This is a genomic window from Nostoc sp. C052 (assembly GCF_013393905.1).
Taxonomy (GTDB): domain Bacteria; phylum Cyanobacteriota; class Cyanobacteriia; order Cyanobacteriales; family Nostocaceae; genus Nostoc.
Genome location: NZ_CP040272.1, coordinates 768270 through 783224, shown reverse-complemented (window position 1 = coordinate 783224; position 14955 = coordinate 768270). Strand labels below are relative to the sequence as shown.

Genomic DNA, 14955 nt, shown 5'->3' with positions numbered 1-14955 from the left:
GTAAAATAATTTAAGTGTAATAATTAATCATAAATCAGACATCATCTTAAATTAAGTTAAGGTGATGTAGAGATGCGAAAAAAGCATCTCTACAAAACCTAAAAGTCATTTCCAATCAAAAACACTGGCGCAAAATCCGCGCTATGTTACCTAGCAAAGCTTCATGCACCTCAAAAATCTTGGGATTATAATAATTTAGTGACATGCAACGCCCAATGTATGGTGACGTGTTGAGTGTGCTGTGTTATGAACCGCAGGATAGGTGGAGAACAACACAGTCCAGATAACTAAAGAAGATAGCAGCATATAGAGCGTTACCTGCACAGGCTTGGATAAGGTAATACCTGCGGTCTTCTGCAATATTGAAATATGAGAAAAAGTAGTCATTTTTGACATCCTATAATAAATTTGGGTAATCCATCAATCAAAGGGTATGACACCCCTTGATTGGAAAAAGATATACGATCAACTTTGTATTTGACAAGTGTGTATCAAATGTATTGTGTGATTCGGCTTTAGTGAATACTATACTATTCTTTGAACATCGGCCCATCACGATGCAGAATTCTACACACAAAGTCCATACAAATAACAAAAGAATGACACATGGTTTAGAGTGACAGCATTTTCAATGCTAATAATACGAAGGTAACAGATAAAAATTAAAAATGCTTATATTGTCAAGCATCAAAGATGACTTGAATAAACGAAATTTATGTTATCTCTGAGCCAATTAAATACGCTACAGACTAGCGACAGTTTCTTGCTTGCGTCCATATTTTCTAAGGTGCTACTATACACATTATTTGTATTCTCAGTACTGCTCAAACAATAAGCATATCAGGAATCGGCATGGAACAGTTAGCTTCTTATCAAGATTATTTATACATAAATAGACGTATAAATACTGTTAACGGTAAGAAAATTTTGCTAGGTTTCTAGAGAATGATTCTCGCTTGCTCTAAATTTAATAACTTAACACTAGCAATAGGGAAGCACTCTAAAATTATTGACAATAATTATTAATTCCTCTAATATTTAAAAGCAATTGCAAATCTTTTGCAATTCTTTTATAGCGCTAACCGTAACTACAATGTCATGCCCAACAACTTCGCTCTGGGTAACGGCAAACCTTGGAGCCGCCGTCAATTATTGCAGCTGGGCCTAGCGGGTGCTGGAGTGACTGGTGCCGCTGGACTTTGGCAGATGCTAAATCTACAAAGTAAGTCAACCGTCAAAGTGCCACCACTCAATATAGAAGCACCAGATGACGCTACTAATCCGATGAAGATGTTGAGGGATTTTGATTATGGGACGGTGAAGCAAGAAAATGGGCGGACTATCCGAGAATTTCAGTTAACTGCTGGTACTTCCATCATAAAACTCAATAGTGCTGTCTCTTATAACATCTGGGATTTAAACGGTCGCATCCCAGGGCCAACGCTACGGGCAAAACAAGGCGATCGCATCCGGGTACTATTTCTCAATAATGCCGGACATTCCCACTCTTTGCATTTTCATGGCGTTCATCCAGCAGAAATGGATGGTGTTCGCCCAATCAGCAATGGTAGTGCGACAATCTACGAATTCGATGCCGAACCTTATGGTGTTCATTTATACCACTGCCATATTGAACCGGTCACCCGGCACATCGCCAAGGGACTGTACGGAATGTTTATCATCGATCCACCGACTCCCCGTCCCCCGGCTGATGAAATCGTATTAGTGATGGGTGGATATGACGTGAATGATGATAGCCATAACGATTATTACGCCTTCAACGGTCTGCCCCACTATTACATGCATCATCCCATTGGCATTTACAAAGATCAGTTGATTCGGCTGTATGTTCTCAACATCATTGAATACGATCCGGCCGTGACGTTTCATCTCCACGCCAACTTCTTTGATGTCTATCGCTATGGCATGACTATGACTCCTAGTGAAAAAGCTGATGTGATTACGATGGGTGTCGCAGAAAGGCACATTTTAGAATTTGCTTTTCGCTATCCAGGTAAGTATATGTTCCATCCTCATCAGGATGCGATCGCAGAAAACGGCTGTATGGGTCAATTTGAAGTACTTGCTGAAAAGAACTCTCAAAATCCTGTTAAACATTCTTGACTAGATTATTTAGTAATTTGTAATTAATTCATAAAAATTTTAGGTAACTAGTTGATAAAAAATATCATTATATGCAACAGTAAAATCTATGACAATCTGTCAAACAAACTACTTTTTAGTAATAGTTTGAAATGTTTCAATTAATACCTTTTTTAGTTGTGCGAGGAGAAAAGATGATCAAACTTCGTTATATCTGTTTAGCAGCAGCAGCCACCTTAATAGTTACCTTGAGTTCCTGTAGTAGTACGCCAACCGCAGAAAATCCATCAGCACCAGTTGCTAGCCCTCCGGCTACAGAGGCAGTAAGTAATAACAGTCATAGTGGTCACAGTAGCAAAGAAAAAATTAACATTAACACTGCTATATTGTCAGAATTGGATAAGTTTGAAGGTAAATTAGGTGTTCCGGCTTTATCAAACAAAATCCAGGCAAATCGTCCTTATGGTAGCCCAGAAGATTTAGTTACTAAAAAAGTAATTACTCAAGAACAGTTTGACCAAATTAAAGACCAGGTTGGTGTTCAAGAAGTGGTACTCACAGGTGAGGCAAAAGATGTTGACTATATGTCTAAATTAGGCTTAATGAAAGGGCATCTTTTAGTAGCACGAGAATTGCTAGATCAAAATCAGCCAAAACAAGCAGAACCTCATATTGGACATCCAGTTGAAGAAATTTACGTTGATGTAGAAGATCAACTTAATGAGCGCAAAGTCAAAGAATTTAAGACAACATTGGTGAGTTTACAAGATTTAGTGAAATCTAGTCCCAAAGATAGCAAAGTTAAAACTAGTTTTACTTCTTCAGTACAAGCAGTTGATGGAGCGATCGCAGCTTTGCCAGAAGCTCAACGCTCAAAACCAGGATTTACACTACAGGTAATTAACGAACTATTAGATTCAGCCAACTCAGAATATCGCGCTGCGATCGCAGATGGCAAAATCACAGCGCCAATTGAGTATCAAGACTCCCGTGGTTTTGTATTTTACGCCAATGAATTATACAAAGGAATTTCTAGTCAAGTAGCTCAAGCAGATCCCGAAGCACACAAAGCAATCGACACTAGTTTTGCTGAATTAATAAAAGTTTGGCCCGCCGCCATCCCACCAGCAAAAGCAGTTAAAACTCCTAATGATGTTACCAAGCTAGTGAAAACCATTGAGGAAAACTCTCAAAAAGTGGTTGATAAATCCAATACCCAAGCACAGCGATAACACTTTAATTTAATGGTAAGTATAGGTTAAGGAGTTTAAAATAGTTAGAAGTTAAGAGCTAGGAGTTATGAATTATGAGTTATGAATCCCAAACTACTAACTCCTAACTTTCAACTCCTCACTTCTAACTCCTAACTCCTAACTAATTACACTCCATTCGTTACTTGAACTAACAACTGATGCAAGAACTTGACTATAAAAAGACCATTGACCTGCTGAACGCCATCATGGAATTTGAACTAGCAGGGGTAGTGCGCTATACACATTATTCTTTGATGGTAACAGGCCCTAACCGCATTCCAATCGTGGCTTTTTTCAAAGCACAGGCAAGTGAGTCTTTACTTCATGCCGAACAAGTGGGAGAAATTCTCACCGGTTTAGATGGGCATCCCTCCCTGAAAATTGCCCCAATGGAAGAAACCTACCAGCATAAAGTCAAGGATATCTTGGAAGAAAGCTTATCCCATGAAAAAAAGGCATTGGAACTGTATAAAAAATTGCTTGAAACTGTCACAAATGCCAGCATTTACCTTGAAGAATTCGCTCGCGGTATGATTGGACAAGAAGAGATGCATAATCTCGAACTGAAAAAGATGCTACGTGATTTTAGTTAATAGTCATTAGTCATTAGACATCTGTGAAAAAAATGTAGAGACGTAGCACTGCTACGTCTCTACAACAGTTCTTTATAAAGCATCATTAATTTCTGGAGATATCTATTGGTTATTGGCTAGAGACTAATGACAAAGGACAAAAAACAAAGGATAAAAGATGAATTTTAGTACTGCTCTACCTACTTTTGTCATAACACTCCGAGAAGGGGTGGAAGCTGCCCTTGTTGTTGGCATTGTGCTAGCTTTGCTGAAAAAAGCAAAACAATCCCGACTGAACTCTTGGGTATATGCTGGTGTCGGCGTTGGCATTGTCGTCAGTGCCTTAATAGGTGTGCTATTCAGTTGGTTAATTCAAATACTGGGAGCCGCGAATCCTCAATACACCACTGTAGTTGAGCCAGCACTAGAAGGTGTGTTTAGTGTATTAGCGATCGCAATGCTCAGTTGGATGCTAATCTGGATGACTAAACAAGCCAGATTCATGAAAGCGACAGTTGAGGGAGCAGTAACAGAAGCGCTGACACAAAACTCAAATGCTGGCTGGGGTGTTTTTACCTTAATTTTAATTGCAGTTGTCCGCGAAGGCTTTGAAACTGTTCTGTTTGTTGCCGCTAATTTTCAACAGGGATTAATGCCAGCCTTGGGCGCTATTGGTGGTTTGGTAGCGGCATCTGCCATTGGAGTGCTGCTATTTAAATGGGGTGTCAAAATTAACATCCGCCAGTTTTTCCAGGTAATGGGCGTTTTATTAGTGTTGATTGTCGCTGGGTTAGTAGTTTCAGCCTTGAAACACTTTGACGAAGCTGTAGCGAATCTTGCCCTAAGCAGTCGTGCCACAGAAAACCTTTGTTTTTATTACGAACGTTTTACAAAAGTCCACTCCTGTATTTTGGGGCCAATGGTTTCCAATACTTCCACAATCTTGCCTGACGAACAGTTTCCTGGCATTATTCTCAAATCTTTATTTGGCTATAGAGACAATCTCTATCTTGTCCAAGCAGTGGGATATGTGACATTTTTACTCACCATTGGAGGACTGTATTTCCGCAGTCTTGGGGGTGTGTCTCGTGAAGGTAGAAAGAATATCCCCTTTAGTCAAAAAACAATTAGTTCTGCAAAAGATTAAGATTTTTGCCTCATTCCCAGTCTCAGACTGGGAATCACTTTTGCGATCGCTTACCATCCAATACAGTTCATAATGAGCAACAAAACACATGAACCTATCCCACTAATATCAAGATTGTGGTAATATATTTTTGACTTGAGTTGGGTGTATCCGTTGATGGCTGGACGTTTTGAGGGTTTGAGCGACCTGGAATGGAAGTTATTTGAAGATATATTTCCTAAGCAGGCATCTAAGCGTGGTAAAGGAATGCCTCATACACCATATCGTCATGTTTTAAATAGCCTGTTGTACATCCTGATTACTGGATGTAGATGGTGTGACATACCGCGTGGGGACATTTGGGCATCGAAAAGCTCATCCCACCGATGGTTGAAAAAATGGCGTTGTGATGGAACATTTGAACATTTACAAGGACGTATTCTAGCGATGCCTGCGGCGGGCTACGCCTACGCAGATGAAAAAGGACTGATAAATTGGGAATTTGGCGCGGTTGACGGGTCTTTTCCCCCTGGGAAAGGAGGGGGTGAAGAAGTTGCGTATGGTGGCAAAGGCAAAGGTATTCTGATTCACACTCTGACTGAAGGCAATGGAATGCCTTTAACTAATTCCACTACTCCAGCTAACGGTAATGAGAGAGAGCAGGTTTTACCTCTGCTTGATAAGGTAAAATTAAAAACTTTGAAGCGCGGTAGACCACGTAAACGATTCAAAGTGCTGGCTACTGATAAAGGCTACGACTCAAAGGAAAAACGTGCTGCTTTACGCAAGCGAGGTATTCGTCCTCAAATCCCAAAACGAGTTTGGAAAACCAAGAAAAACAGAGGAAGACCCATCAAAACCTCTGTTCCTAGATTTCAACAGGAGCGGTGTTTTGCTTGGTATCAACGCAAATACCGCCGTCTCGTTGTCAGATGGGAACGTCAAAAGCTTTACTTTGACGCATTCATTGACCTTGCTACTATCCACATCTGGATTAACAAAATATTATTAGTGGGATAGGTTCAAATAAATACAGATCGATTAACAATTCGTGATGGTGGACGAGTCGATTCTTCGGGTGCTGCAAGCGGCAATGCCGATAGTGTAACGATTAATGCTGGAGAATTTATCGAAGTCAATGGAACTGTACCGGGTTCAATCAATCCGAGTTTAATTATCTCTTCTGCAAATCTCTTAGATGAATCATTGCGTCAAACTTTAAGGCTTCCTCCTGCACCAACAGGAAAATCGGGAAACGTGACTATTAACACACCTGTGTTGCGAGTCGTGAATGGAGCGCAGGTGACAGTAAAAAATGATGGTACGGGAAATGCTGGCAGCTTAAAGGTCAATGCTAATTCGATTTTTCTTGATCGCAAAGGTGGTATTACTGCTGCGACCAAATCTGGAGAAGGTGGTGATATTACAATTAATTTAAAAGACTCTTTGATTCTGCGTCGTGGCAGCAAAATAGATACAGAGTCTTTAGGTACGGGAAATGGTGGCAACATCACCATTAACTCGCCAATTATCGGTGGTTTTGAAAACAGCGATATCATTGCCAATGCTTTTAATGGTAATGGTGGCAATATCAACATTACTACTCAGGGCATCTTTGGCTTAGAGTTTCGCAATCAACTCACAAGAGAAAGTGATATTACCGCTAGTTCACAATTTGGGGTGAATGGTACGGTAGAGATTAATAACGTTGGTGTTGACCCCAATTCTGGCTTAGTCGAACTACCTGCAAATGTTACCGACTCATCCCAGCAAATAGTCAGTGGTTGTTCTGCAAATCAAGGTAGCCGATTTGTTGCCACAGGACGGGGTGGAATACCACAAAATCCAAATCAAGAAGTGATGAGCGATCGCATTTGGTCTGATATCCGCGATCTCTCTGCATCCCGCAAAACTGGCGAAGTGACAGTACAAATACCAGCATCTCCTGAAACTCTCGTCCAAGCTACTTCCTGGCATCGTAATGCTGAGGGGAAAATTGAGTTAGTTGCAAATAAATCTTTTAATCAGGTGCAACAACCATTAACCTGTGCTGCTCTTCCAAAGAGTTAATTTTAGCGTAAAACCCCCGAATTATATTATTCGGTGGATATAAGTGAATAAGCCAAATTTATTTGGCATTATTTATGCTAGACCTGATCTTATAATTCTTGGATTTGATTCAGCACAGATGCTAAACTTGAGCGCACTGGTAGGACTTGTGGGATTATTCGTCATCGCTATTCACGCTTGGTCAAGATTACCAGATACTATACCAGTCCACTTTGGATTTGATGGACAAGCGGATGGTTGGGGGAGTAAAAAAGTTCTGTGGTTGTTACCAATCATCGGTTTAGCAATTTATGGACTTTTAACATTTATTAGTCGTTATCCCAATACATTTAATTATCCAGTTGTAATTACTGAAGAAAACGCTTTAAAGCAGTATCAAATTGCTTGTTCAATGTTGGATTGGTTAAAAAGCGAGATGGTTTGGATATTTGTTTACATTGAATGGCAAATATTCCATCTAGCGACTACAGAAAATCCCAATTTAGGGGTATGGTTTATACCTGTAACATCAATAATTATATTTGCGACAATTGGATATTGGTTGAGTCAATCTTTTCTGGCACGTTAACGCCATACAAAATAGTCCCGAATGTCATTTTAATGAGTGCATTACAAGAACAATGGAAGCCAAAAGTATGGCGTGATGAGTAGATTGAACTACCCTGAGTTAGAGTCACCCAGGCAAAGGTGATGGAATGGCGCAGCTTCCAAGTGGGGGTATGATGTACGTAATCGTCTCGTTGCTAAGTTTCCAAGTCCATTGCTTTGAGTCCCAACCCAATGGCATTTGAACGACAATTAGGGGTAGATATAGTATGGCTGACACCAGGGGCAACAACCGCGATACCCTGGAAGAAGAACGAGATACCAGGAGTTAATTCCAAAGATTGTAATCGTTGATATGGCTGGTTTTCTTGGCGAATGTAAGTACCTTGCTTTTGACGCAGCACAAAGCTAATGTCCTTGCTACTCCTTTACCCCCCCCTATTTTCCTTAACCGAGCAGTATTGATAGGAGTCCTATATGGGAATACTAAATCCAGAAATCGTCAGGATTTACCAGCATGGTTAGCAATCTAATTAGTATTCCCGGATATTACATAACTGAAGAACTCTACAATGGTTCCAGAACCCTTGTTTATCGGGGGTATCAAGAAACCGACTCCTTAAGAGTAGTTATCAAGCTGCTGAAAAATCCTTATCCCAGCTTTAGCGAACTCGTACAATTTCGCAATCAATACACCATTGCCAAAAATCTCAACTTAAAAGGAATCATCCACACCTACAGCCTAGAACCGTACAAGAATAGTTATATATTGGTGATGGAAGACTTTGGGGGAATTTCCCTCAAGGATTATTTCGCCAACAATAATAATGTCGCGTCTCTAGATGAATTTTTACAAATAGCCATATCTCTATGTGACATCTTAGATATTCTTTACCGTCAGAGAATTATTCATAAAGATATTAAACCCAGCAATATTTTAATTAACCCCGAAACCAAACAAATAAAGCTAATTGATTTTAGTATTGCCTCTTTGTTACCACGAGAAATCCAAACGCTCATCAGCCCTAATGTATTAGAAGGTACACTTGCTTATATTTCTCCAGAACAAACAGGAAGGATGAATCGGGGAATTGATTACCGGACTGACTTTTATTCTTTGGGTGTAACTTTTTACGAATTACTCACAGGAAAGTTACCCTTTAAGTCAAACGAACCAATTAAATTGGTACACGATCATATTGCTAAACAAGTATCATTTTTAGCTGACAGCAAAGAAATTCCTCAAGTTATTTCTGATATCGTCATCAAATTGATGGCAAAAAATGCTGAAGACAGATATCAAAGTGCATTCGGTCTGAAATATGATTTAGAAAATTGTTTTTATCAACTTAAAGAAACAGGAAAAATCGAATATTTTAAAATAGCTCAACGAGATATTTGTGATAGATTTATTATCCCTGACAAACTCTATGGACGAGAAACCGAAATAGAAAACCTGCTCAAAGCGTTTGATCGCGTTAGTACGGGCACAACTGAAATGATGCTGGTAGCTGGTTTTTCGGGTATTGGTAAAACTGTGGTTGTCAACGAAATTCATAAACCTATTATTCGTCAACGCGGTTATTTTATTAAAGGCAAATATGACCAATTTAATCGTAATATTCCCTTTTCGGCATTTGTGCAAGCATTCCGAAATTTAATGGGACAATTATTAACAGAAAGTGATGCTCAAATCCAACAATGGAAAACCAAAATTTTAGAGGCTGTGGGTGAGAATGGGCAGGTAATTGTTGAAGTTACTCCTGAGTTAGAAAAAATTATTGGTACTCAACCACCAGCGCCAGAATTATCAGGAACGGAGGCACAAAATAGATTTAATTTATTATTCCAGAAATTCACCCAAGTTTTTACAAGTTTTGAACATCCATTAGTAATATTTTTAGATGATTTACAATGGGCTGATTCGGCATCGTTAAAATTAATGCAGCTGTTAATGGCTGATACAGGACATCTTTTATTAATTGGTGCATACCGAGATAATGAAGTCAATCCCGCTCATCCATTAATGTTGACTTTGAGTGAAATTCAAAAAACAGTAGCAACTATTAATACTATTATTTTAGCTCCACTGAATCAAAGTAAGGTAAATCAATTAGTTGCTGAGACACTTAAGTGTACAGAAGTTTTAGCATTACCTCTTTCTCAATTGGTATATCAGAAAACTCAAGGTAATCCTTTTTTTGCGACACAATTTCTCAAAGCGTTGCATCAAGATGGACTAATTAAATTTGACTTTGATTTAGGTTGTTGGCAATGTGATATCGCAGCAGTGACTGTGCGATCGCTCACTTCGGATGTGGTTGAATTTATGGCATTGCAGTTACAAAAACTACCAAAATCAACACAAGAAGTTTTAAAGTTAGCTGCATGTATAGGGAACCAGTTTGATTTAGCAAATTTGGCAATTGTTTCGGAAAAATCGGAAATTGAAACAGCTGCGGATTTGTGGACAGCTTTACAAGAAGGTTTGATTTTACCCCAAAGTGAAGTTTATAAATTTTATCAGGAAGAAGATCCGCAGCAATTGGCGGTGTCAAATGGGAATACCAGTCAACTATTAGCACAATATAAGTTTTTGCACGATCGCGTTCAACAAGCAGCTTATTTTTTGATTGCTGAAGAACAAAAGCAAGCAACCCATCTGAAAATTGGCCGTCAGCTTTGGCATAATCTTTCCCAGAGTGAGCAAGAAAGCCAGCTTTTTACCATTGTCAATCATCTGAATGTCGGGCGCGATTTAATTATTGAGCGATCGGAGCGCGATCGCGTTGCACGATTGAATCTCCAAGCCAGTCAAAAAGCCCAAGCTTCTGTTGCTTATGAAACAAGTCGCCGCTATTGTTACTCCGGGCAACTTTTTATGAGTGATGACAGTTGGAAAGAGGATTATTCTTTCCGTTTTGAACTCGCGATCGCAACCATTAAGGCTGAATATTTTAACCATAACTTGCAAGTTGCTCAACAACTGTCGCAAGAAACCCTAGAAAAAGCCAATACTTTGCGCGATCGGATCAAAATTCATGAATTGCAAATTCTTTTTAAAATCAATGAAAATAAAATGAATGAGGCGATTTGTCTCGCTATTGATGTTCTCGCTCTTCTCGATATTACTCTACCGAAAGAATCGCGGAAAATTCAAGTAGAAATTGAATCGCTTCGCCAAGAGATTGCCTTACCAACGCCAGAAATTGCCCATCTTATTCTGCTAGACGTAGTTAACGATGAAGACAAAATAGCGGCAATTCGCATTCTGACCAATGCCAGTTCTGCTTCTTATATCGCCGATCCAAATATTTACCCTGCGATTGTTCTTCATACCGTTCTACAATGTATGAAATACGGGCATTCTCCCCTCGCAGCGTCGGCTTACAGCTGGTATGGAGCGCTTTTATGCGGAGTTTATAATGAAATTGATGCGGGATACGAGTTTGGCAAACTCTCCTTACAATTGCTAGAGAAGTTTAACAGTCGTACTCTGATAGCCAAGGTTACTAATATGTTTAACGTATTCATTCGACCTTGGAAAGAGCATCTCCAGAACGCGATCGCGGATCTTCCCGAAGCAATTCAAAGTGGATTTGACAATGGCGATGTAGAATACGCTTTCTATGCTGCTGTTCACTATTGCAACTATATATTCTATCGGGGAATTCCATTAGAAGCGGTACAACAAGCTCAACAATGCTACCTCCCAGTAATTATCAAGGCACAATATGAATTTCACGAAGGCTTTCTTCGCATCAATCAACAAGTTGTTGCCAATCTTCTTGGAGAAACGGAGGAACCGCAATATCTTCAGGGTTCAATTTTAGACGGGGAAACTTCTTTATCTCAATGGTTGCAAAACAATCTTGTTTTTTTGGTTCTCTGTTTCTATGAAGCCCAGACGCGACTTGCCTATTTATTTGAGGATTATATGGCGGCTGTTGAGGCTGGAGAAAAAGGGTGGCAATACCGACAAGCTGCGATGGGAACCCTTTATGTGTCAGAGCATAACTTTTATTACAGTTTGGCATTGTTGGCGAATGGAATATTAACCTCGCACGAAAGCGATCGCGTTGCTGCCAATCAAAACCAATTAAAGATTTGGGCGAAGTTTGCTCCTAGTAATTTTCAACACAAGTACGATCTGGTTGAAGCCGAACGGTATCGAATTCTGGGGGAAAAAACAGATGCAATCGAGCAATACGATCGTGCGATCGCTTTGGCTAAAGAAAACGGCTATATTCAAGAAGAAGCCCTAGCCAACGAACTCGCTGCTAAATTTTACCTCGACTGGGGTAAAGAGAAAGTCGCTGCAGGTTATATGCAAGAAGCTTACTACGGTTATGCTAGCTGGGGAGCAAAAGCCAAAGTTGCAGACTTAGAAAAACGTTATCCCAAATTATTAGCAACCATACTCAAACAGCCACAAATCGCCGTAAACCTTAGCACCACAATCGCCAATATAGCTTCTGCAACTGTTTTATCTAACAGTACAAGTATTTCTAATACCCTAGACTTAGCAACAGTTTTAAAAGCATCACAAGCACTATCTAGTGAAATTAAACTAGAAGACCTACTATCAAACTTAATGCAGATAGTGATGGAAAATGCAGGAGCAGATAAATGCGCTTTAATGTTATTTAAAGGTAATAATTTAACTCTAGAAATAACTGCTACATCACAAACAGCTAACACAAAAATTCATAGCATTTTGCTGCAATCGATATCAGTAGAATCTAGCACAGAGATTCCTGTCAGTGTAATTAAGTATGTTTCTCGGACAAGTGAAACCTTAATTATAGATGATGCAATGGCTCAAGCTTCCTTCGCTTCAGATTCATATCTACAAAAGCAGCAACCAAAGAGTATATTATGTACCCCCATCATCAACCAAGGAAAATTGATTGGTATTCTTTACTTAGAAAATAATTTCACTATCGGAGCATTTACGCGCGATCGCCTGCAAGTTCTCAAATTCCTGACAACTCAAGCTGCCATATCTTTAGAAAATGCCCAACTATATCGCCAATTAGAAGAGTATTCCCATACTTTGGAAGAAAAAGTTTCTGAACGCACTCAGCAATTGCAACAACAAACAACTCAAATAGAATCAACCCTAAAAAAACTTTACGCGACTCAAGCCCAATTAATTCAAGCTGAAAAAATGTCTGGTTTGGGGCAATTAATTGCTGGTATTGCCCACGAAATTAATAATCCAATTAATTTCATTTATGGCAACCTAAAACCAGCAGATGAATACGTTACATCCTTAATTGAATTAAATTATTTATACCAAAAAAGCTACCCAGAGCCAATACCAGAAATTGAAGAGAAAATTGCTGAGTTGGAACTAAATTTTTTGGTAAGTGATTTACAAAAGCTGCTGGGATCGATGAGAACAGGAGCAGAACGCATTCGCCAGATAGTTCTTTCACTGCGTAATTTTTCCCGTTTGGATGAAGCTGAAATCAAAGCAGTAGATGTTCATGAAGGTATTGATAGCACGCTGTTAATTTTACAGCATAGGCTCAACAATAGTAGCAAAAATGCAGAGATTTCAATCATTAAAGAATATAGTCAAATGCCTTTAGTTAATTGTTATCCATCTGCTTTAAATCAGGTATTCATGAATATTCTCAATAATGCCATTGATGCCCTAAGAAAATTAGATGTCAATCACAAACCAACTATTACGATTCGTACTGAAATTCAAGAGCAAAAATATGTTTCTATTCACATTATTGACAACGGGACAGGGATGAGCGAATCAGTACAAAATAAGATATTTGAACCATTCTTTACTACGAAGTCTATAGGCAGTGGCACAGGCTTAGGATTGTCAATTAGCTATTCGATTGTCGTAGAACAACATGGAGGTCAGTTAAACTGTATTTCGGCTCCAGGAAAGGGTACAGAATTTGTCATTAAAATACCAGTGTAAATTGATTCGCATATCTGGGAATAGGGCATCACCGTGGTCGGGTAGCAGGACTATATCGCTATAATCCCGCCCCCTCAGAACCGGACTTGCGCCTTGCAACGCATCCGGCTCAAGCAAGTCATAAACTACAACCAGAAATTTTTAAACGTTTGCTAATTTGTTTGACGGCAGATTCAACAGCGCCAGAACCAATGGAACATAAGGCTTCTTCAGAGAAATACAGGTAGTTGACAATCCTTTCCGAATGCTTTTTAAGATAGTTGATGAAGTTTTTTGCCTGCTTTTTTGTCAAATCAACAAACAGAGCGTAGGCGTAGCCCGTTGTCCAGAAAAATTATTAATCCAAGAGCAGGTATGTTTATGCTTATTTTATTTAAGACAAATGCCCACATTTCAAGTATTAGGAATGTTCTTTGGTATTTCTAAGACAGGAGCTAATGATACATTCCATAATTGGATACCCATTCTTCGTGATATCTTACCATCTAGCTTATTAGAACAAGTCTCAAATAATGAAAGCAATTTACTGTTTGTTCAAGAAGTCTTAACGAACTTCAGATTATTGGTCGATAGCATGGAACAGCCTATAAATAGACCTTCTGACGATAAAGAACAACAAAAATATTTTTCAGGAAAGAAGAAGCAACATACTTTAAAAAATCAAGTAATCGGGTTGCCATCAGCTAAAGATATTGTAGAGGTAGACGTAGGCTCTCGTGAGACAACAGCAGATATAAGTTTGTTCCGTAAGTCTCAGGAAAAATTTGATAAGTCTCAACCATTTTCAGGGGATAAGGCATACCAAGGTGGTGAAAATATTACTACCCCTTATAAAAGAAAACCTAAACAAGAATTAACCCAGCAACAGAAAGATGAAAATAAGGCTTTGTCTAGTAATCGTATATTTATTGAGCATTTGATTAGGTTGCTGAAAATATTTCGCATAGCCTCACAAAGATTTCGCTTAAGAATTGATACTTATGAACAGATTATCTTAACAGTTTGTGGGTTAGTTAGGCTAAGAATTGGTAGTTTAGTTTTACCAAATTAATTACTATTAATAGTAATGCTAATTTAGATAACTAGGAAGTATTATTTATGGCTCTAAACTATCAGTAACTATTTCAAAGCCTTATGATTACGTTTTCACGAAGATATCAAAGCTTGCTCTTAAAGCTTTGAACAGTCTGGCTTTGGAGTTTTCGAACAAGTCTTCTGATCTGCGATCGCACAAAAATTGCTGTTTACTGGTGATAAAGCGACTATTTGGTGAAAAAACTGAAATTTTTTTAGGCAAGCTCTATCAGAAATCGTAAATTTACTGAGACTGCTATATTC

Annotated in this window: 11 protein-coding genes and 1 pseudogene; 9 read left to right on the top strand and 3 right to left on the bottom strand. The window is 39.0% G+C overall.

Going from position 1 to position 14955, the window contains the following annotated elements:
* Positions 1–195: 195 nt before the first annotated feature.
* Positions 196–387 carry a CbtB domain-containing protein gene (locus FD723_RS43865; protein ID WP_179064069.1) on the bottom strand — a complete coding sequence of 64 codons (192 nt, stop codon included), beginning with the start codon at positions 385–387 and terminating at the stop codon, positions 196–198.
* Between the two features lie 711 nt (positions 388–1098).
* On the opposite strand from FD723_RS43865, the gene FD723_RS03255 reads away from it, so the two are divergent.
* From FD723_RS03255 to FD723_RS03225, 7 genes are all read left to right on the top strand, one after another.
* Positions 1099–2124 (top strand): multicopper oxidase domain-containing protein, encoded by a 1026-nt coding sequence (locus tag FD723_RS03255; protein ID WP_179064068.1) that lies wholly within the window; start codon positions 1099–1101, stop codon positions 2122–2124.
* Positions 2125–2297: 173 nt separating this feature from the next.
* Positions 2298–3335, top strand: coding sequence for a helix-hairpin-helix domain-containing protein (locus tag FD723_RS03250; RefSeq protein WP_179064067.1), 1038 nt, complete (start codon positions 2298–2300; stop codon positions 3333–3335).
* Between the two features lie 179 nt (positions 3336–3514).
* A complete protein-coding gene (locus tag FD723_RS03245; protein WP_179064066.1) occupies positions 3515–3949 on the top strand; it encodes a bacterioferritin in 435 nt (144 codons plus the stop codon).
* A gap of 157 nt (positions 3950–4106) precedes the next feature.
* Positions 4107–5075, top strand: a complete 969-nt coding sequence (locus FD723_RS03240; protein WP_179064065.1) for an FTR1 family protein — start codon at positions 4107–4109, stop codon at positions 5073–5075.
* A gap of 156 nt (positions 5076–5231) precedes the next feature.
* A complete protein-coding gene (locus FD723_RS03235; RefSeq protein WP_179064064.1) occupies positions 5232–6074 on the top strand; it encodes an IS5 family transposase in 843 nt (280 codons plus the stop codon).
* A 186-nt stretch (positions 6075–6260) separates the two neighbouring features.
* Positions 6261–7124 (top strand): S-layer family protein, encoded by an 864-nt coding sequence (locus FD723_RS03230; RefSeq protein ID WP_179064063.1) that lies wholly within the window; start codon positions 6261–6263, stop codon positions 7122–7124.
* Positions 7125–7242: 118 nt separating this feature from the next.
* Entirely contained in the window at positions 7243–7692 is a 450-nt protein-coding gene (locus FD723_RS03225) for a DUF1648 domain-containing protein (protein WP_179064062.1), read from the top strand.
* 175 nt (positions 7693–7867) lie between these two features.
* Here the strand turns inward: FD723_RS03225 and FD723_RS42395 are convergent, their stop codons facing one another.
* The gene (locus tag FD723_RS42395; protein WP_256875039.1) at positions 7868–8074 is read right to left on the bottom strand and encodes a hypothetical protein; all 207 of its coding nucleotides are present in this window, start codon (positions 8072–8074) and stop codon (positions 7868–7870) included.
* A gap of 113 nt (positions 8075–8187) precedes the next feature.
* Here FD723_RS42395 and FD723_RS03215 point away from each other — a divergent pair, with 113 nt between their 5' ends.
* Positions 8188–13617: an ATP-binding sensor histidine kinase gene (locus FD723_RS03215; RefSeq protein WP_179064061.1), complete on the top strand. Its 5430-nt coding sequence runs from the start codon at positions 8188–8190 to the stop codon at positions 13615–13617.
* Between the two features lie 118 nt (positions 13618–13735).
* Here the strand turns inward: FD723_RS03215 and FD723_RS03210 are convergent.
* Positions 13736–13924, bottom strand: a pseudogene (locus tag FD723_RS03210) (ISKra4 family transposase); the annotation flags it as partial.
* Between FD723_RS03210 and FD723_RS03205 the strand changes: the two are divergent.
* Positions 13862–14668: a transposase gene (locus tag FD723_RS03205; RefSeq protein ID WP_256875038.1), complete on the top strand. Its 807-nt coding sequence runs from the start codon at positions 13862–13864 to the stop codon at positions 14666–14668. The pseudogene FD723_RS03210 and the gene FD723_RS03205 overlap by 63 nt on opposite strands.
* Positions 14669–14955: the final 287 nt, after the last annotated feature.

What these genes read in the sequence shown, in the direction of transcription:
- FD723_RS43865 (WP_179064069.1), bottom strand. Translation starts at nt 387, where the DNA reads ATGACTACTTTTTCTCATATTTCAATATTGCAGAAGACCGCAGGTATT.
- FD723_RS03255 (WP_179064068.1), top strand. Translation starts at nt 1,099, where the DNA reads ATGCCCAACAACTTCGCTCTGGGTAACGGCAAACCTTGGAGCCGCCGT.
- FD723_RS03250 (WP_179064067.1), top strand. Translation starts at nt 2,298, where the DNA reads ATGATCAAACTTCGTTATATCTGTTTAGCAGCAGCAGCCACCTTAATA.
- FD723_RS03245 (WP_179064066.1), top strand. Translation starts at nt 3,515, where the DNA reads ATGCAAGAACTTGACTATAAAAAGACCATTGACCTGCTGAACGCCATC.
- FD723_RS03240 (WP_179064065.1), top strand. Translation starts at nt 4,107, where the DNA reads ATGAATTTTAGTACTGCTCTACCTACTTTTGTCATAACACTCCGAGAA.
- FD723_RS03235 (WP_179064064.1), top strand. Translation starts at nt 5,232, where the DNA reads ATGGCTGGACGTTTTGAGGGTTTGAGCGACCTGGAATGGAAGTTATTT.
- FD723_RS03225 (WP_179064062.1), top strand. Translation starts at nt 7,243, where the DNA reads ATGCTAAACTTGAGCGCACTGGTAGGACTTGTGGGATTATTCGTCATC.
- FD723_RS03215 (WP_179064061.1), top strand. Translation starts at nt 8,188, where the DNA reads ATGGTTAGCAATCTAATTAGTATTCCCGGATATTACATAACTGAAGAA.
- FD723_RS03205 (WP_256875038.1), top strand. Translation starts at nt 13,862, where the DNA reads ATGCTTTTTAAGATAGTTGATGAAGTTTTTTGCCTGCTTTTTTGTCAA.